The sequence below is a fragment of the Plantibacter lichenum genome (assembly GCF_050587525.1).
Lineage (GTDB): Bacteria > Actinomycetota > Actinomycetes > Actinomycetales > Microbacteriaceae > Plantibacter.
Window position 1 is genome coordinate 322,072 of sequence record NZ_JBOBFT010000001.1, and the last position, 19,656, is coordinate 341,727.

The 19,656-nt window shown below is 68.9% G+C and carries 11 protein-coding genes; 5 read left to right on the forward strand and 6 right to left on the reverse strand.

Annotated elements, in window-relative coordinates; all coding sequences use genetic code 11:
* The first annotated feature begins 93 nt into the window (after positions 1 to 93).
* Positions 94 to 1,023 (forward strand): aldo/keto reductase, encoded by a 930-nt coding sequence (locus tag ACQ3HB_RS01450; protein ID WP_430917059.1) that lies wholly within the window; start codon positions 94 to 96, stop codon positions 1,021 to 1,023.
* A 171-nt stretch (positions 1,024 to 1,194) separates the two neighbouring features.
* Here ACQ3HB_RS01450 and ACQ3HB_RS01455 read toward each other — a convergent pair whose 3' ends face one another.
* The 4 genes from ACQ3HB_RS01455 to ACQ3HB_RS01470 all read right to left on the reverse strand — a co-directional run bounded on the left by ACQ3HB_RS01455 (position 1,195) and on the right by ACQ3HB_RS01470 (position 3,700).
* Positions 1,195 to 1,587: a PLDc N-terminal domain-containing protein gene (locus ACQ3HB_RS01455; protein WP_430917061.1), complete on the reverse strand. Its 393-nt coding sequence runs from the start codon at positions 1,585 to 1,587 to the stop codon at positions 1,195 to 1,197.
* A 166-nt stretch (positions 1,588 to 1,753) separates the two neighbouring features.
* Entirely contained in the window at positions 1,754 to 2,413 is a 660-nt protein-coding gene (locus ACQ3HB_RS01460; protein WP_430917063.1) for a DNA alkylation repair protein, read from the reverse strand.
* A gap of 127 nt (positions 2,414 to 2,540) precedes the next feature.
* Positions 2,541 to 2,993 carry a Cif family virulence factor gene (locus ACQ3HB_RS01465; protein ID WP_430917065.1) on the reverse strand — a complete coding sequence of 151 codons (453 nt, stop codon included), beginning with the start codon at positions 2,991 to 2,993 and terminating at the stop codon, positions 2,541 to 2,543.
* The gene (locus ACQ3HB_RS01470) at positions 2,993 to 3,700 is read right to left on the reverse strand and encodes an SDR family NAD(P)-dependent oxidoreductase (RefSeq protein WP_430917067.1); all 708 of its coding nucleotides are present in this window, start codon (positions 3,698 to 3,700) and stop codon (positions 2,993 to 2,995) included. The genes ACQ3HB_RS01465 and ACQ3HB_RS01470 overlap by 1 nt, the downstream gene beginning before the upstream one ends.
* Positions 3,701 to 3,777: 77 nt before the next feature.
* On the opposite strand from ACQ3HB_RS01470, the gene ACQ3HB_RS01475 reads away from it, so the two are divergent.
* From ACQ3HB_RS01475 to ACQ3HB_RS01490, 4 genes are all read left to right on the forward strand, one after another.
* On the forward strand, positions 3,778 to 4,386 hold the full coding sequence (locus ACQ3HB_RS01475; protein WP_430917069.1) for a TetR/AcrR family transcriptional regulator: 609 nt from the start codon (positions 3,778 to 3,780) through the stop codon (positions 4,384 to 4,386).
* 3 nt (positions 4,387 to 4,389) lie between these two features.
* Positions 4,390 to 4,998, forward strand: a complete 609-nt coding sequence (locus ACQ3HB_RS01480) for a GNAT family N-acetyltransferase (RefSeq protein WP_430917071.1) — start codon at positions 4,390 to 4,392, stop codon at positions 4,996 to 4,998.
* Positions 4,995 to 5,573 carry a uracil-DNA glycosylase family protein gene (locus ACQ3HB_RS01485; RefSeq protein ID WP_430917073.1) on the forward strand — a complete coding sequence of 193 codons (579 nt, stop codon included), beginning with the start codon at positions 4,995 to 4,997 and terminating at the stop codon, positions 5,571 to 5,573. The genes ACQ3HB_RS01480 and ACQ3HB_RS01485 overlap by 4 nt, the downstream gene beginning before the upstream one ends.
* Before the next feature lie 445 nt (positions 5,574 to 6,018).
* A complete protein-coding gene (locus ACQ3HB_RS01490) occupies positions 6,019 to 7,356 on the forward strand; it encodes an HNH endonuclease signature motif containing protein (RefSeq protein WP_430917075.1) in 1,338 nt (445 codons plus the stop codon).
* Positions 7,357 to 7,621: 265 nt separating this feature from the next.
* On the opposite strand, the gene ACQ3HB_RS01495 is transcribed toward ACQ3HB_RS01490, so the two are convergent.
* Both ACQ3HB_RS01495 and ACQ3HB_RS01500 read right to left on the reverse strand, forming a co-directional pair.
* Positions 7,622 to 14,035: a family 78 glycoside hydrolase catalytic domain gene (locus ACQ3HB_RS01495; RefSeq protein ID WP_430917077.1), complete on the reverse strand. Its 6,414-nt coding sequence runs from the start codon at positions 14,033 to 14,035 to the stop codon at positions 7,622 to 7,624.
* Between the two features lie 35 nt (positions 14,036 to 14,070).
* Positions 14,071 to 19,554: a family 78 glycoside hydrolase catalytic domain gene (locus ACQ3HB_RS01500; RefSeq protein ID WP_430917079.1), complete on the reverse strand. Its 5,484-nt coding sequence runs from the start codon at positions 19,552 to 19,554 to the stop codon at positions 14,071 to 14,073.
* Between the last annotated feature and the right edge of the window lie 102 nt (positions 19,555 to 19,656).

Consider the following 19,656-nt stretch of genomic DNA (forward strand, 5'->3'; position numbering starts at 1 on the left):
ACCTGGCCTCGTTCCGTGCGTACGCCGCCGGTTCACGATGTCACCGACGGCAAAGCGTTGACCGACAGGTGTCCGGACCGCCAGGCTGGGAGGATGAAGACCCTCGCCCTCCCCCAGACCGACCTCGAAGCATCCAACATCATCCTCGGCCTCATGCGCATCAGCACCCTCGACGACGAGGAGATCCGCACCCTCATCGGAACGGCGCGCGATGCCGGCGTCAACGTGTTCGACCACGCGGACATCTACGGCTCGGAACGCCACCAGTGCGAGCAGCGGTTCGGCGACGCCATCACCTTCACCGCCGCGGAGCGCGAACAGGTGATCGTCCAGTCGAAGGTCGGCATCCGCAAGGGCTTCTTCGACTTCTCCGCCGAGCACATCCTGAAGACGGTCGACGAATCGCTCGCGGCGCTGCAGCTCGACTACCTCGACCTCCTCCTGCTCCACCGTCCCGACACGCTCGTCGAGCCCGACGAGGTCGCCCGCGCCTTCGACGAACTCCACGCGGCCGGGAAGGTGCACCACTTCGGCGTCTCGAACCACACGCCGGGCCAGGTCCAGCTCCTCAAGCGGTCGATCACGCGTCCGCTCGCCGTCAACCAGGTGCAGCTGAGCATCACGCACGCCCCCATCATCGCCTCCGGCATCGCCACGAACATGGTCGGCCTCGACCAGTCGATCGACCGCGACAACGGCATCCTCGACTACAGCCGCCTGAACGACATGACGCTGCAGGCGTGGTCACCGTTCCAGAAGGGCTTCTTCGACGGCGTCTTCCTGGGCGACCGCGAGCACTTCGCTGAACTGAACGACGTCCTCGACGAGCTCGCCGCGAAGTACGGCGTGACGCCGACGGGTGTCGCGACGGCGTGGATCACGCGGCACCCCGCGAACATCCAGGTGGTGCTCGGGACGACGAACCCGGGTCGTGTCCAGGAGTCCGCGGCCGGTTCGGACCTGCCGCTCACGCGCGAGGAGTGGTACCGCCTGTTCACGGCTGCGGGTCACACGCTGCCGTAACGGCTCGCCTCCGCTGCCGCTGCCGCTGTCGTTGGTCCTGTTCACAACTCAGGACGGCCTCGGCGTGTCGCGCCCGACACGCCGTCGGGCCGATCCGACACGCCGGGTCGCTCCTGAGTTGTGAACACGCCGGGCGCGATCGGCAGGAGCGATCTGGGATCGTCGCGCGCCCTACGCCTCGCCGTCCCGACGACGATCGTCGTCGAACTCGGCTTCGAGTCGCTTGAGCCTGCGCTCCTGCTCCGCGAGTTCGATCTCCCGATCGAGGGCGGCCAGCTGCTCCTCGGTGCTGAGCACGGGCGGCCCGCTCGGCGATGCGGATGCGTACCCGCCCTGCGACGACTGCCGCGACGATCGCCTGCGACCGGCCGATCGCCAGTTGACCCCGGAATAGTCGCGCCCGAGCGTGAACCAGACGATGACGCCGATGAGCGGCACGAGGACCACGAGCAGCACCCACATGATCTTCGGCAGGCCCCTGAGCTCGTCGTTGGCCCGACGGATGATGTCGATCAGCGCGGCGATGCTGCCGACGAACAGGACGAAGGACAACACGGCGAGCATGCGGGCAAGTCTAGGGATCGGCCCAACTTCCGGCTAGTGGGCTGTTCACAACTCAGGACGGGCTCGGCGTGTCGACCGCGACACGCCGGCGCGCACACGCGACACGCTGCGGGCGTCCTGAGTTGTGAACGGACAAGGCGCGATGAGGCGACGACGGGATGACCGCTCAGAGCGGGAACGGCACGTCCGGGGCGCGCTTCGCGAGGGCGATGCGGACGGCGTCGACCGCCTCGTCGACGATCGGATCCGCGACGAACGCCTCGGTCGCGCGCAGCCGCCGCACCATGCGCGGCCAGTCCGCGCCCTCCGCGCCGTTCGTCCGAGTCGCGGGCACCCCGGACAGCAGTGCGGCACGGCACAACCACGGGTCGGGGTCGTCGATCCACCGATCGATCGCGACGTCGGCGTGGCCGCGCGGCCCCGGATCGAGCCCGGCGAGCACCGGCCCGACGACATCGGTCGCGAGCGGATCGACGAGCTCTCGGACCCCCGCCGTCCGGATGAAGCCCTCGATCCGCGTCAGGTCGGAGTTCCTGAGGATCGAGACGCGCGTCTGGAGGAGCACGACGGCGGCGAGCCGGCGCTCGAAGACCGGCGTGCGCCAGAGTTCCGAGGCGAGCGCGGTGATCTCGTCGTGCACCATCGACGGGTACTTGTTGCCGAGGTCGCGGATCGCCCCGCGGACGGCCCCGACGGAGGCGCCCGTGAACTCGAGCCTGGGCGCGGGGCGCGAGCCGTCGAGGATCCGCTCGCGCGTCGCATCGGCCCGGTACCAATCGCCTTCACGTTCGAGCACGAGGTCAACGTAGTCGGCGGCATCGGTCACGCCTCTATTCTCCCCGAGGTCGCGGGCGGCCCGGCCTTCAGGACCGCCCGCGCGGCACCGGACGTGGATCGCCGCCGCGAGCTGCAGCGTCAACCGCGAGCTGCAGCGTCAGCCGATTCCTGCAGCGTCAGCCGATCTTCGACACGTGGTAATGGCCGATGAGCCAGGCATCGTCATCACCGCGTTCCCCGCCGCCGCCATCGCCGCGCCGTTCGCCGCCCCCGTCACCGGCCGGCGCTTGCCGCAGCAGGACGACCGTCAGGTGCACGGGGATGACGACCCCTTCCGGCCGCACGAAGTCCACGTCCACGTATGCGATGAGGACATCGTCCGCGAGTTCGCGATGGTCGACGATCGCGAACCGAGGATCGAGCCCGAGCGGCTGCTTGTCGTAGTAGGCGGCGATCCCCGGACGACCGATGACGGGTGCCGGATCGAAGCCCTGGAAGAGAGCGTCGGTCGTGAAGCCTGCAGCGACCGCCTCCGACCGGTGGGCGCGGATGTCGGTCGCCCACCGCTCCAGCACCGCGGTGACGATGCGGTGGCGTTCGGCCGCCGCCCCAGCCTGACGAGCGCTCATCAGCGGCCCGCGCTCTGGCCGCCGTCGACGTGCAGGAATTCGCCCGTCACGAACGACGCCTGCTCGAGGTAGAGGACGCCGTGTACGACTTCGTCCACCTCGCCCACGCGTCCCAGCGGGTGCAGCGGAGCGAGCGCGCGGTACGCCTCCTCGGTCTGCAGCGGCGTCCGGATGATGCCGGGCGAGACGGCGTTCACTCGTATGCCCCTGCCGGCATACTCGATCGCGAGGGACTTCGTCGCAGCCGCGATCCCGCCCTTCGTGATGGATGCGAGGACGGACGGGATGGAGGAGCTGGCCTGCTCGACGAGCGTCGTCGTGATGCTCACGATGTGCCCGGAGCCCTGCTCGACCATGTGCGGGACGACGAGACGCGTGAGCTGGAAGAACCCGCCCAGGTTGGTCTGCAGCATCGCCGCGTAGTCGTCCTGCGTGTAGTCGGTGAACGGCTTGGCGATGAAGATGCCTGCGTTGTTCACGAGGGTGTCGATGCGCCCGAAGCGCTCGATCGCCGTGGCCACGATCCGCTCCGCGACGGCCGGGTCCCCGATGTCGCCCTGGACGGTGACGAGGTCGGTGTCGTCGACGGGGGCGATCGTCCGCGAGGTCGCGACGACCGCGTACCCGAGCTTCCGATAGCCCTCCACGACGCCTGCCCCGATACCCTGCGAACCACCGGTGACGATGGCGACGTTCTGCTGTTCCATGTGCGTGAATCCTTACTAGATGATCGGTCTACTATTACCGTTTCCTGTTATAGCCGACCGGTCGTATAATTGCAACCATGGGACGGACATCAGACGCACGGGAACGCATCCTCGAAGCCGGCGCGCGGCTCTTCGGCCAACGCGCGTACAGCGCCATCGGCGTCTCCGAGATCTGCACGGAGGCCGGCGTGCCGAAGGGCAGCTTCTACTACTTCTTCCCCTCCAAGCAGGCGCTCGTCCTGGCGGTCGTCGACGAGCACTGGGTACAGCAGCGGCACGACTGGACGACGATCCTGGACACCCCGGAACCGCTCATCGACCGCCTGCGCGCGCTCTTCGAGGCGACCGCGCAGGTGCAGCGGGACGCCCTCGTCGGCACGGGGTCGGTCACGGGCTGCATCTTCGGCAACCTCGCGCTCGAGGTCAGCGGCCAAGACGATCCCGTGCGCACCAGGGTGCAGGAGATCTTCGACGAGCAGATCGACCTGATCGAGGACACGATCCGCGGAGCAGCGGGTGAGGGCACGAGTACGATCGCGGGTAATCCGCGCACGACGGCGAAGGCGATCGTCGCCCAGCTCGAGGGGCTCGTCCTGTTCGCCAAGCTCTTCAACGACCCAACACAGCTCGACCAGCTGTGGCAGAACAGCCTCAGCCTGCTGCACCTCGAAGAGCCGGTGAGCTGAGCGATGGAGTGGGCACGCGCACAACCGATTCGGACGGAGCGACTCGAGCTCGAGCCGCTGTCGGTCGACCATGCCGATGCGATGGTCGACGTGCTCGCCTCGCCGTCGCTCCACACCTTCATCGGCGGCGAACCGCCCTCACACGCCGAGCTCGAAGCCCGGTATCGGCGCCAGAGCGTGGGCGCTTCGCCGGACGGTTCACAGGGCTGGTTGAACTGGGTGGTCCGGGAGCGGTCGGGACCGAGCGTGGGCACGGTGCAGGCGACGGTGCGGGCGACGGTGCACACCGCGCCCGGCGGGGACTCGCCGGACGACGAACTCCCGGGCGGCCTGCAGGCAGACGTCGCCTGGGTGATCGGCCCCGCTTCACAGGGGCGCGGCTACGCGACCGAGGCGGCGGCTGCGATGGTCGAATGGTTGGTCGCCAGTGAAGGACGCCCACTCGACGCAGCCGGCATCGGCATCACACGCGTGGTCGCCTTCATCCACCCGGATCATGTCGCGTCCGCCGCGGTCGCCGCGCATCTGGGTCTCGCGCCGACTCCCGAATTGGAGGACGGCGAGATCCGCTGGGTTCGGGACGTCCCGGCCGACCCCGGGGACGGCTCATGAGCACGCTCGCGCAGATCCGCGAGGAGATGATCGCCGACCCGAGCAATGCTTGGGCACGGGAGTTGGGATACGCGCCGATCTACCGGGTCGCCCCCCGGACGCGCGTGCTCGTCATCGGACAGGCACCCGGCCGCAAAGCGCAGGAGAGTGGTGCGCCGTTCACGGATGCGAGCGGCGACACCCTGCGGTCCTGGCTCGGCGTCTCCGCGGAGCAGTTCGCGGCACCGGCGGTCGGCGTGCTGCCGATGGACGCCTTCTATCCGGGGCGAGGGAAGGGCGGCGATCTGCCTCCCCGCCCGGAGTTCGCCACCCTGTGGCATCCGCGGATCCTCGCCGAACTGCCCGATGTGCGGTTGACCGTCCTGGTCGGTCGATACGCGCAGCGCCAGTACCTGGGCCTGCCGTCCTCGGTGTCCTTGACGGAGACGGTGCGTGGATACCGGGATCATCTGCCGCTGTTCCCGATCGTGCATCCGTCGCCCCTGAACTTCCGGTGGCAGGCGAAGAACCCGTGGTTCCAGGCCGAGATCGTGCCGGTGCTGCGCGAGCTCGTCGCTGACGCCCTGCGGCCCTGACGGCGGGCGCTCGCGCCCAGGCACTGACCCCGCCCGGTCACGGGGCCCCGGTCGCTGGGCCGCGGTCGCTGGGCCTGTCGAAGTGCCTCACCCCAGCCCGGTCACTGAGCTTGTCGAAGCGTGTTGCCCTCGCAATGCCGCCGCGCCTCTCACTCCCGGTCACTGAGCGTGTCGAAGAGCGTCGCCCCAGCCCGCTCACTGAGCTTGTCGAAGTGTGGGGTCCACGTGTGCAGAAGTTCTCCACAATCCCTTCGAACGCCTGTTCTAGAACACGGGTCCTTGGTATTCTTGATGAGTTGACATACCTTCGACTCCGGACACGATCGCCGCTCGTCTCACGAGCCTCGGCGAGCAGATCGTCGCGGAAGACGTCTGTATCGCCGCCGCCGAAGCACGCAAGGCCACCCTGTTCGCCGAGGCCGCCCGCCTGTCCGATCTCACCGCGTTGACGCTCGCTCCACCCGGCACGACCCCGGCCCGAGCGAAGGACCTCGCCCGCCTCTCCCTGCACCTGGAACTCTCTGCCATGACGCGGGTTCCGGAGCGCACCATCCAACACCGCATAGCCGAGTCCGAAACCCTCACCGACCACCTCCCCACCACGCTTTCGGCGTTGGCTGCCGGGTCGATCTCCGCAGGGCATGCCCGGGTGATCGTGGAGCAACTCACCGATGTTGCCCCGGCGGATCGTGTCGAGTTCGAGACCCGGATCCTGCCCCTCGCGCAGACCCGCACCGCCGCGCAGCTGAAGCAGCTGGCCCGGCAGATGCGGGAGAAGCTCCACCCGGAAACCATCGGTACCCGGCATCACCGGGCCAGACAGGACCGCCACGTGACTTTGTCCCCGGCACCTGATGGCATGTCGTGGCTGTCGATCCTCACCACGGCGACCATCGCGACCGCCGCCTACAAGCGCCTCGCCGACCTCACCGCCGCCACGCAGCGCCGGGGTGACCCGCGCACGCGTGCGCAGTTGATGGTCGACAACGCCCAGAGCCTCCTCCTCTACGGGATCACCGCGTCCTCCGGCCCTCCAGCCACGGTCGCGGCACCCACGACGCCACCCATGGCCGAGGACGATGAGGTCCCGACCTGGGCGGCACGGTCAGCACCAGCGCGTCCCGTTGCGTCCATGGACGACACGGCGGTCACACCAACACGGAACGTGGCTGTCCTTGACCGTGACGAGCGCCGTCCGAGCGTAGAGCCCGCTCTGGGTATCGGCCCGCTCCCGAGCATCGAGGACATCACGGACGGCATCATCCCCACCGTGCATGTGACGGTCCCGGTGATGACGATCCTTGGCCACGAGCACCAACCAGGTTCCCTCGAAGGCTACGGTCCCATCGACCCCGAGACCGCGGTCAGGCTGAGTGTGCACGCGAAGTCGTTCACCCGGATCCTCACCCACCCTGAGACCGGGACGGTCCTCTCGGTCAGTCGAGAACGATACGTGCCACCCGTCGACATGAAACGAGCCCTCGCGATCCGAGACACGCACTGCCGAGCACCGGGCTGCAACCGCCTCGCGAAAGGGTGCGAACTGGACCATACGGTGCCGTGGTCGGAGGGAGGTGAAACGAACGTGGGCAACCTTGCGCACCTGTGTCCGAAGCATCACCACCTCAAACACGAAACCAATTGGTCCCTCAAGCCGGGCCCGGACGGGGTGCTGCATTGGATCAGTCCGAGTGGTCAGGTGTTCACCACGGAACCGGATCCTCCGGACTGGTACCCCCTCGAACCCCTCCCGGAAGCTGACGGCGACGCACCCGGTCCCTGAGCGCGTCCACCCGGTCCCTGAGTCTCGCCGACCCAGCACCCGGTCACTGAGCTTGTCGAAGTGCGGACGCCCCGGATCCGTGAGCTCAACCCTTCGACAGGCTCAGGGACCGAGGAACAAGCTCAGGGACCGAGGCACACCACAGCGGGTGCGGGGCCGAAGCGCCCGCACCCGCTGGAGCAGAGACGACCCGACCGCCTCAGCTGGGGCGGATAGCAGCGGAACCACCGCCGCCATCCACCCGGATCTGGCCACCCGGATCTGGCTACCCGGCGGAACCGGCGCCACCGCCGGACCTACCGCCGGACCCACCGGCGAAGCCACCACGTCCGTGACCGACACCGACCAGTTCACGACGACGCCGGACCACGAACCAGGCACCGACGGCCACGAGGAGCACGGCGAACGCGAGCGGGAGCATCGGATCGAAGCCGGTCGAAGCGATCACCCCGACGGGAACCGTGACGGTGCCGCCGTTGCCGGGGTTCCCCGGTGTGCCAGAACCGTCTGCCACTGGAGCGAGGACCAGCCGGTGCTCGCCCGACGGGAAGTCGGCTGGAACGTCGGCGATCGTCGCGATGATCCCAGCAGCGTCGGCGGTGACCGTCGCCAGCAGGACCGGATCCGAGTGCAACTCGACCCGGACCGACACTGCGGCGCCGAAGCCGCTCGCCTCGATCAGCAGACGCGATCCACCCGTGACCGACAGGGCCGGAGGCGTCACCGACCGCGTCAACGATACGACCTCGCCACGGTTCCCCGCGCGGTCCACAGCCCGCACCTGCACGGTCTGCGGCTTCGCCTCCTTCGCGACCAGCTGCGAGAGGCCGGTCACCCACGTCGATCCGTCGAGCGAGTACTCGACCGCAGCGATCCCGGAGCCCGCACCACCACCATCAGCACCGGCACCGGCACCGGCACCAGCACCGGCACCAACACCAACACCAACACCAGCCGGACCAGGGTCGGTCGCGACGACGGTCACCCGACCGGCGTCGGACAGCCAGCCCCAGACGGTCGGGGCCGTGGCATCCACGGGAACGGTCAGCGAACCGACGGCACTCAAGTTGCCCTCGACATCGGTCGCCCGATACTCGACGACCGTCCTGCCTTCGGGGAGCGTCACCGGGCCGGTGTACGAGACCCAAGCGGTCCCGTCGGCCGGAGCGGATCCAGCAGCGGAACCGGCGGATGCACCGAACCGGTACTCCACCGAGGCGACCCCGGAACCCGAGTCCTCAGCGGCGAGCGAGAGCGCGGCGCCCGAGCGGTACCAGCCGTTCGCTCCCGGCTTCGAGACGGACGCCGTCACGGTCGGCGGCGTCACATCGGGGATCACGATCGTCCCGCTGATCGACTTCGACAGCTCACGATTGCCAGCGGCATCGACCGAGAAGAAGTCGATCGTGAACGCACCGGCCTGGTCGACGACGACGGACGAACCCTGCCTCCACTCGCCGCCGTTCACGCGGAAGCTCGTCGAAGCGACGCCCGACGTCGCATCGGCGGCGGTGAAGTCGACCGTTCCGCGGTTCTTCGCGACGCCGTCGACGAACCCGTCACCGAGTTTCGCCATCGTCTCCGGAACCACCGTGTCCAGCTTGAGGGCGAGCACCTGCTCCGCCGACACGTTGCCGACGGCATCGGTGGCTCGAGCCCTGACCTCGTGTGAGCCGTCCGTGGTCACGGCCAGCGGCGCGTTCGTCACCGTCCACGGACCGCCGTCGACGGCCGTCTCGATGACGACGTCACCGGCCCGATCGTCCCGAGCAGTCGCCGAGACGGTGACGGGCGATGCCGTGTACCACCCCGTCGCCCGGTTCGGGGTCGACGGATCGGCGCTCAGGACCACCTGCGGCGCCGTCACATCGGCGGGCGCCGGAAGCGTCCACACATCGGCGATCGACGGGTCGTAGAAGGTGTGGTCGTCGAGGTTCTCGAACTTCACCCGCACCGAACCGTCGGTGGCGAGCGAACCGTCGACCACGAACTCGTAGGTCTCCGTTCCCACACCGCCCGTGTGGCTGAACTGGCGCAGCGCGACCTGCACCCCGTCGACGTACACCTTGTACTTCTTCGTCTGCGGCCGGTCGTACGTCTCCGTGGCGCGGATGACGAACGGCTTGCCGGCGACGACGGCCGTGTCGAATTCGAAGTACGAGAAGTTCGTCAGGTGTCCCGCGTAACGCCTCGTGACACCGGCCTCCGAGTTCGTCCCGGACGACGACGACGCGGTCAGGTTGTGCGCCTGCTCGCTTCCGCTCTCGCCGAGGTCGACGTGGTCGTATCCGGTGTTCGGATCGGGGACGGGAGCGAGCGCGACGGTCAGGTTCGCCGAACCGTTCGCGAGCGTCACGTCACCGGCCCGGAATGCGGCGCCGATCGATGCCGTGAGCGATGCCTGCGCAGCGCCGACGGGTACGAAGACGGGCACCGAGACGGTCGCCGACTCCCCCGCCGCGATGAGTACGTCGGCCGTCGGGAGCGGTTTCGTCCAGCCGTCGGGAACGGTCACCTCGAGGTGCCCGGCGACGGGAGCGGAGCCACCGTTCCGGACGATCGCGGTGAGCGTGCTCGACGCTCCGGGAGCCACGGTCGTCGGATCGACGGTGAGGCTCGAGAATTCGACGGGCGAGTCCACGACGACGGTGAACGGGACGACGAGACCGACGTCGGCACCGTTGAACCGGTAGGAGAACACGGCCGATGCCGCAGCTTCTCCAGGTAGGCGATCGGCCGGAACGGTGAAGCCGAGGTCCCCGGCCGCCGTGGCGCCGACGGCGACGCTGTCGGCGAGCTTCAGCGGATCGGTCGGCGTGGGTTTCCAGGCCTCGTCGAGTCCGGCGAGCGCAGCGGTCACCGGTCCGAGCGCCGCACCGGGGGCACCCGAACCACCGGAACCCGCGTTGGTGAGCGTCGCCGTCACCACTGCCGGGAGTCCCGGCTTGACCGCGGAGGCGTCGAGCTTCGCGGTTCCGCTGATCCCGAGGAGCGCGGCGATCGTCTGATCGACGGCCGTCCGCACGGCGCCAGCGGCCGCGACGAGCGCGGCATCACCGAATCCGGCGACCAGTTCGTCGATCGATCCGACCGTCCCGAGCACGTCTGCGAGTCCCTTCGCTGCGTCGACGGCGGAGCCTGCTCCGGCGAGGACGAGCGCGTCCGCGGCCTTCGACCGTCCAGATGCGACGAGTGCGGAGAGCGCTTCGTGCTGCCCGGCCGTGATCGTGCCGGCGGCGAGCGATGCGTCCGCCTGGGTCTGGAGCGCGTCGAATCGATCGAGCACGGCGCCGACAGCACCCGCGGCATCATTCACCTCGAAGGCGTAGTCGCCGGAGCCGACGGTCACGACGACCTCGGCGCCGGACGCACCGGTGGCCTGCTCGATCGATCGCACACCCTCGCGGAGCTTCCCGTCGGCGTCGGTCAGGGGCTTGCCACCCTCGGTCACCGCCCAGCGGTTGTCGGCCGGGACGCGCACGATGCCGGTCGAGCCGACGGGCACGTGCGTGGCGAGCGTGAGTTTCCCGGCGGTGCGCTTCCAATCGACGGAGACGGGACCGAACGGGGTGTCCGTCGTCGCCTTCGCCCAGTCGAGCTGCTTCGTGACCGCGGGAGCGATCGTGATGTCGCGGTACCCCGTGGTCGTGGAGCTCCGGATGCCGGCGGCGTAGTGGTAGAACCAGTCATCGACGGTGCCGAGGAAGTAGTGCCCGCGCGAGCGCGCTTCGAGCGACCAGTGCTCCCACATCGAGGTCCCACCGTTCTCGATCATGTAGCCCCAGCTCGGGTACGCGGTCTGGACGGCGACGTTGTAGGCGAGCTGCTCGTAGCCGTACTCGGTGAGGACCGGGAGGAGGTACTTGCTCCCGAGCGAGCCGGTGTTGAGCTTGTCGCCCTTCGCGGTGACGTCGGCCGCGAGCGATGCCGCGACGCGCTTGGCCGTATCCGCGTCCGGAACCAGCCCGAAGGCGAGCGCGAGCGCATTGTGGGTCTGGCGGTAGCCGCGGTCGCCGACGCCCCGGTACAGGCCGGCTGCGGTGTCGAGGAAGGCAGCGTTGAAGCCGGCCTTGACCACGGCGGCCTGCGCCGCGAAGCCCTCTGCGTCAGCCGTCTTACCGAGCTGCGTCGCCGTCTTCTGCATCGACGTCAGCATCGTGTACAGGTACGCGGTGCCGCTCACCCGGCTGTCCTCCGGGGCGTTGCCGCCGGCCGGGCTGGCCTCCGGGCTCACCCAGTCGCCGAGCCGGTTCTCCGGGACGACGCCTCCGGGCGATCGGCTGAACTCGAGGTCGGTGTACGTCTTCATGTTGTCGTAGTACTTCGCGAGCACCTGGGTGTCGCCACCGTACTGGTACAGCCACCACGGGATCAGGATGAACGCGGAGTGCCACGGCGGGGCGACGCCCCACTGGCCCCACTGCCCGGAGCTCGGAGCGATCACGAGCGGCGCCCCCTTCGCGTCACGCGTGTCGTCGATGTCGCCGATCCACTTCTCGAACAGGTTCTGCGTGTCGAGGTTCATGAGGAACATCTCGGCGCCGACCGCGGCATCGCCCGTCCACCCGTTCTTCTCGAACATGGGGGTGTCGGTGGGGATGCCGTGGATGTTGTTGAGCAGGGTGTCGACGACCGCGCGGTGCGTGCGGTTCATGATGTCGTTGGAGCTCTCGAAGGCCCCGGTCTCCGGCGCGTCGGTGTGGAGGACGTTCGCGGTGAACGCGCTGAGCGGCGGCGGCTGATCACCCGGCCATCCGGTGACCTCGATGTATTGGAAGCCCTTGTAGGAGAAGCGGCCGGCCCACGATTCGGGTGCGCCGGTGCCGGCGAGCGTGAACGTGTCGGTCTGGAATCCGCTCTGGAATCCGCCGTTGTTGGAGAAGTTCGGTCGGCCGTTGTCGAGGAGTTTCTCGCCGTACTGCGCGCGGATCGTCGTCCCGGCCGCGGCCTGCGCCGTGATCTCCACGGTTCCAGCGAGCACACGCGGGAACTTCACGACGTAGACGCCCTTCGCGGGTTCCGTGATGGATTCGGCGCCGAGACGGCTCGTGATGCGGATGGGCTGCTGCTGCTGGTTGATGAGCGCGCCCTTGGGGCCGTTCACCTCGCTCGCCTTCGTCCACACCTCATCATCGAATCCGACGGTGTCGAAGCCCGTCTGCACCCGGCGGGCGTCGTACTGCTCACCGCCGTACAGGTCGTCGTAGAGCGTGGGTCCGTCGGCGAGGGTCCAGCTGTCGTCGGTCACGATCTCGTCGACCGTGCCGTCGACGTACTGGATGCGGAGGATCGCCCGTGCGACCGGTTCGTCGTGCCAGGGGGCGTTCTGCCAGTTCCACACGTTGCCGTTGGTCATGCCGTAGAAGCCGCGGCCGAGGACCATGCCGAGCGCGTTCGCTCCCGGCTGGAGCTGCGAGGTCAGATCGGTGACCGTGTACTGAGCGTGGTCGTCGTAGTCGGTGTAGCCGGGGGTGAGGACCTCGTCGTTCACGGCCTTGCCGTTGAGGCTCATGTCCGCGTATCCACCGGCCGCCAGATAGACCTTGGCCGATGCGACGGAGCCGGTGACCTGGAACTCCTTGCGCAGGAGCGGGGCCGCGGCGGGCGCCGCGCTCGGCGGGTTGACGCCGTTGCCCCACGGGCCGGACTGGTACGCGGCCTGGATCGCGACGGCGGGCCATGCTGCATCGTCGAATGCGGGCGCCTGGAAGCCGGACGGGATCTGCTTGATCGCCTTCCAGCTCGCATCGGTCGTCGTCACGGCGGTCGTGCCGTCGGTGTAGGTCACGCGGGCGGCGAGGAGGAGACCGGCCGGTGAGTTGGGGCCGTTGGTCGTGCGGACGGCGAGGACGTTGCGGCTGCCCGCGAGGTCGACGACGTAGCGTTTCGACGACTGCCACTCGTTCTCCTTGCCCTCCGTCCTGCCGACCGAGGCGCCGTTGACCCACAGCTCGAAGGAGTCGTCGGCGGTCACGACGATCTCGGCGCTCTTCGCGGTCTTCCCGGAAGGCGTGTCGAGGACCTTGCGGAACGCGCGCGGCTCGGCCGGCGCGTAGGGCGCTCCGGCCTCGGGGGTCCAGATCCAGTTCGAGCCGGCGAAGGTGAGCTGGTCGCCCTTCGCGGCGCGGGCACGGCCGATCCACGATGCATCGGCCCAGCTGCTCGACGGCACGTTCCCGGCGGTCTCGGTGAACGACTGCTCGGTCACGAGTCCGGTCGAGAACGTCGACGAGGTGTGGGCGTCGCCCGAGGTCGTCTGCACATCGACCCGCCAAATGTAGTCCGTCGCGGGGTCGAGCGCGGGGCCGGCGTACGCGATCGCGGTCGACGCGTCCGATGCGACGACGCCGCTGTCCCACACGCTCCCGGCGTCGAGCGCGGAGGCACTCGTCGACACTCGCAGGCGGTACGAGGTCTGGCGGACGTCGCGCGCCGTGCTCTCGGTCACCCAGGAGAAGCGGGGCGCCGGGACATCGATGCCGAGGGGCTCCGTCCGGTTCTCCACCTCAGGCGTGGTGATGGTGACGGCAGCTGCAGAGGCGGCGGCGGTGCGCGCTGTACCTTGGGCGGCTGCGGCGGGCAGTGCGGAACCGATGGCGGCACCGCTCGCGATGAGCGCGACGGCGAGAACGGTCCCGACGGTGGCGCTCAGGCGCCGCTGAGTGGTGAGCATGTTCATGGAGCGATCCTGTTTCCTCTGCTGTGGTGCGCTGATCATGAGTGCTGGACGGTGGAGGACTCCGCGGGCGAAGCAAGCCTCGAGCGTCGACGGAGGACGATGAGGACCCCGCCGAGGAGCAGGAGCGCTCCGGCGCCGATCGCCCACGGGAGGACGTTCGCGCCCGTGGAGGAGAGGACGTCGATGGGGACGGTCACGCCGCCGCCGGCACCGCCTCCGCCCGTGCCGCCCTCACCGGGCTCGCCAGGCTCCGCCACGAGTGCGAACACGAGACGGTGCTGACCCTCCGGCAGATCCGCGGGAACGGTTCCCCGCACGGAGACCACGCCGAGTGCGTCGGCCACCGCCGTTCCGAGGAGGACGGGGTCGGAGTGGATCTCGACCCGGACGGTCCGGCCTGCCGGGAACCCGTTCGCCTCGACGATCACCGGGGCGCCACGGAGAACCGGGAGCGCCGGGGGCGTCTGCTGCGGAGTGAGGTCGAGGACGTCGCTCCGGTTGCCCGCGACATCGACCGCGCGGACGGACAACGACTTCGGCGAGGCGTCGACGGCGAGCAGCGCACTGAGGCCCTGCTGCCATGTAGTGCCGTCGAGCGAGTACTCGAGCCGGCCGGGACCCGAGGCGTCCGCGGGCGATCCGCCGTCCTGCGCGAACCCGACCACGGTGCGCGCCGGGGCGAGCCAGCCCCACGCGGTCGGCTTCACGCCGTCCGTGCGGAGCGTCTCCGTCCGGACCTCACTCGTGTTGCCTGCGGTGTCCGTTGCGCGGAACCGGAGCGTCGTCGCGCCCTCGGCGAGCGCGATCGGGTCCGTGTAGTCCCGCCACTCGCCGTCGTCCGTCGCGACCTCGATCGAAGCGATGCCACTGCGCGCGTCTGCGGCCTGCACAGTCGCGGCGGCACCGCCCTGGTACCAGCCGTTCGCGCCGGGATGCGAGACGTCGAGCTGAACGGACGGGGCCATCGTGTCCGCGGGAACCGGGAGCACCCAGGTGTCGGCGATCGACGGGTCGTGACTGCCGAGCCCGTTGAAGCGGAACTGGACGGTCACCTTCCCCGAGGACGTGAGCGTGCCGTCGTCGGGGACGAGGACCTGGTAGGTCTGGGTGCCGGGGCCGCCCGCGCTTCTCTGGTGGAGGCGCTGAGCGACGACGGTACCGTTCACGAGAATGTCGTAGGACTTCACCTGCGCTTGGTCGTACGTCTCGACCGACCGGATGATGAACGGTTCGTTCGGCGTGACGGCGAGCGTCGCCTCGAACCAGGAGCCGACCTTCGTGAGCCCGGAGTACCGGCGAGTGAACCCGGCCTCGCTCGTGGCGCCGCCGTTGCCGGAGGTCTTCACCGCATGGGCGGCCTCAGATGCGTTGTCGCCGAAGTCGACGTGGTCCGTCGCGCGTTCCGACTCACCCGGCGGCGTCGCGAGGGCGAGGTCGAAGCTTGTCCCCGCGGTCGCCATCGTAACGTTTTCAGAAACGAAGCGGACCGTGAGCTGCTGCGCACCAGCATCCACCGAGAGCGGGATCGCGACGGTCACCCGCCCGTCGGCCGATCCGCCTGCTGGCAAGATGACTTCTTCGGACGGCAGCGGGGCCGGCCAGCCGGACGGGCCGTCGACGACGACCCGACCGCGGAGTGCCGTCGGCGAAACGTTCGAGAGCGCCGCTGTCACTTCCGCGTTCTCTGGGAGCGCAGACGGTTGAGTCGTCTGCCCACTTCCGGGGGCAGGGACCGCCGTGATGGCGTCGATCGTCACGGCCGGCAGCACGGTCACGAGGGAGGCGTCCTTCGTGAACCGTTGCACCTCACCGGAGACCGACGCGACGACCGCGACGCTCACCGAGACGGATCCTGGCGCGAGCGCCTGAGGAAGGTCAACGCCGAAGGCGAGTTCGATGCGTTCTCCGGGCAGGACCTCGCCGGTCGAGACGGTTGACGGCGATGCGACGAGTGCCGCCGCCGGCGTTCCCGGCGTCGCGCCCTGCTGCGTGACCGTCAGCTCCGCGGTGAAGCCCGTGACCGGGACCGTGCCTGTGTTCGTGACGCGGACGACACCGTCGATGCGCTCACCCGGGAAGCGATCCGCCGAACCCTGCGGGACAACGTCGACGACGAGTCCGCTGTTGGCGGGGTCGGAGGAGAAGCGGTAGTCACCGGACCCGACGGACAGCGTCACGACGCCGTTCGACTCGGACACGACACTCACCCCGGCCGCCTGGCCGAGCGGCACGCCGCCTTCCGTGACGGCCCAGCGGTTGAGGGCAGGCACCCGCACCGTCGCGGTCGTGTTGACGGGGACGGAGACGTTCAGGTCGAGTCCGGCATCGGTGGTCGTCCACTCGGACACGATCGGGCCGTAGACGGACTCGTATGCGCCGCGCCCGTGGGTCAGTCCGCCGCCGGGGGTCGGTGCCACGTCGAAGGTCTTGTAGCCGGCGCCGGTCGCCTGGATGCCGCCGATGTTCCGGTACATCCAGTCGCCGACGGCGCCGTACGCGTAGTGGTTGAAGGAGTTCATGCCGACGTCACCGAAGCTGCCGTCCGGCTTGAGCGAATCCCAGCGCTCCCACATCGTGGTCGCCCCCGACTTCACCTCGTAGCCCCAGGACGGGAAGGTGTCGTTGTTGAGGAGCTGGTAGGCGAGGTCCTGATGGCCGGTCGCGGTGAGCGCGGGCAGGAGCCACGGCGTGCCGAGGAAGCCCGTCGACAGGTGGTTGTCACGGCTCGCGATCTTCGCGACGTACTTGTCGCCGACGGCCTGCAGCCGATCGGCGGGGACGAGTCCCATGCCGATCGCGATCGCGTATCCGGTCTGGCTGTTGCCCTGCACGGTGCCGTCGTTCGCGACGTATTTGGCGGCGAAGGCCGCGGCGACGCGCTTCGCGAGATCCGCGTAGTGCGCGGCGTCGTCCTTCTTCCCGACGGCCGCCGCCATCTCACTCATCTGGTTCGCGATGTACGCGTAGTATGCCGTGCCGAGGAGGCCGCCATCGGTGGGATCATCGAGGTGCAGCCAGTCTCCGTAGCCGCCGCTCGTGCGGATGAGCGACGGTCCGGTCGAGGATTCGACGAAGTCCATGAACCGCTTCATCATCGGGTAGCTGCGGTCGATGACACCCGTGTCGCCGTAACTGCGCCACAGCGTGTACGGAACCGTCACGCCGGCATCGGACCAGCCGGTTCCGCCGCCGCAGCAATTGCCGAACGGTGCGACACCGGGCAGATCGCCGTTGGAGCCCTGCGCGTCCTCCAGGTCGACGAGCCACTTCGAGAGGAACGCGAGCGTGTCCTGGTTGTAGCTCGCGGTCGGCGCGAACACGTTGATGTCGCCGGTCCAGCCGAGCCGCTCGTCACGAGCAGGCGTGTCCGTCGGGATCGACAGGAAGTTGCCGCGCTGACCCCATGTGATGTTGCTCTGCAACTGGTTGAGCATGTCGCTCGACGTCTCGAGCGAGCCCGTCGAGGCGAGATCGCTGCCCCACACGAGACCGGTGACCTGCTCGATCGACGGCGGTTCGGTCACCCCCGTGATCTCGAGGTAGCGGAAGCCGTGGAAGGTGAACGTCGGCGTGTACTCGGCCGTGCCGGTCGCGGCGAAGGTGTACGTGTCCGTCGCCTTCGCACTGCGGAGATTGGCGGTGTAGAGCGTGCCGTCCGGGTTGAGCATCTCGCCATAGCGGATGGTCGCCTTCGTGTCGACGACACCCGTCAGTTCCAGACGGGCCACGCCGACCATGTTCTGGCCGAGGTCGTAGATCCAGGTTCCTGGAGCCGACTCCGTGCGGCTGATGGGCGTGCGCTCCTCGGTCGTGCGGACGGGTTCGTCGGTCTGAGGTTCGACGAGGGCGGTCGCTTCGGCGCCGCCTGCCGCGATGCCGGCGGCGCTCCACGCGGAGTCGTCGTAGCCGGCGTTCGTCCAACCGATGTGGGCGAGACGTGCGTCGTAGTCCTCACCCATGATGAGGTCTGCCTGCGTGAACGGTCCACTCGTGGTCCGCCAACTGTCGTCCGTGCCGATGACCTGCGTCGTGCCATCGGCATACGTCACGTGCAACTCCGCGATGAGTGACGGGTCGGTGCCCCACTGGTGCGGTCCGAAGCTCGCGATGTGGCCGGCGTACCAGCCATCGCCGAGCATGGCACCGAAGGCGTTGTCGCCCTCCTGCAGCATCGACGTGACGTCGTACGTCTGCGAATCGATGCGCTTGTTGTAGTTGGTCCAGCCGGGAGCGAGGTGCTCGTCGCCGACCTTCTCGCCGTTAAGGGTGAGCTCGTAGACGCCGCGTGCGGCGGCGTGGACGCGGGCGACGGTGATTCCGCCGTGCGCTTCGGCGTCGAGTGAGAGCTCCTTGCGGAGGATGGGGGCCGAAGCCGTGGAACGGTAGATCGCTTCGGTCGGTGCGACGAGCTTCAGGGCGCCATCCACGACCGTTCCTCCAGTAAACGGGTTCGAGCCGTTCTGGAAATCGGCGTCGAGCAGCGTCGTCGCATCGGCCCCGGTCACCCTCACCGAATGGATCGTCGCGTTCTCCGACCCCTCCGTGGCGATGCTCTGCCGGAAACCGACGAATCCGCGCTTCTGGCTCGTGTCCGTGCGGCGGTCGATCTCGGCGCCGTCGATGCTCGCGACGATCTCCGAACCGGTGAACGTCACCGAGAATGTGTGGCGACCCGTCTTCAGCGCATCCGCACTGATGACGGAGGAGATGTCCTTGCTCTCGAGCAGGCTGTAGCGGTCGTCGACCTTCGTGTGCGGACGGTAGCGCGGGGTCCCGTCGGCAACGCTCAACTGGAGCATGTACGCGTTCCGCAGGTCCGTCGCACGGGCGTAGAGGCCGAGCACGAGATTGTCCATCGTGAAGTCGACCGAAACGGTGTAATCGCTCCACTTCGCCAGTTCGACGTTCGCGTCCGGGCCGCCGATCCAGTCAGCCGACCACTCGTCGGAGGACAGGAACGCGGTCTCGAACGATGCCGGAGCGCTCCAGCCGGATTCGCCGCCGGCCGTGCTCCACACCTTCGCCTGCCAGACGTACCGCGTCTGCGAGGTGAGCGCCGGCCCGTCGTAACGGATGCCGAGCTGCGCCGACGATTCGACTTTGCCGGACGACCACACGTCGGCGCTCGGCAGCGCGTCCTCGGTCGACGCGACGCGCACCTCGTACGCCTCCTGGAGCACGCCGCGGTCGGCGGAGGTCGTCTTCCAGCTGAACGTGGGCGCGCTGGTCCCGCCTGCATCGGTCCCGCTTCCGACGGCGATGCCGAGCGGGTCGACGAGGCTGTTGGTGCGGAGCGATCCGACGCTGAGCGGTCCGGCCGCTGCGGTTTCCGTCGCTGCGCTCCGGGCGCTCTTCGGTTCGATCGCCGCTGCCGGCCCCGAGGCGAGGAGCGCTCCGCTCGCGACGACCGTGAAGGCGACGGTGGCCGCGACAGTGCGGCGGAGCGTCACGGAGGTGACGGAACGGCTGAATGCGCGCATGGAGCGCACGAAGGTGTGACGGACAGGCGGTGTGGTCACGGAGGTGATCCAATCGTCGTTGATCAGAGATGCTGCCCGTCTTCCGGATCTGAATCGATTCACGGTCGGGAGCGATCCGACCCTAGTGCTGGGGCGATCCGG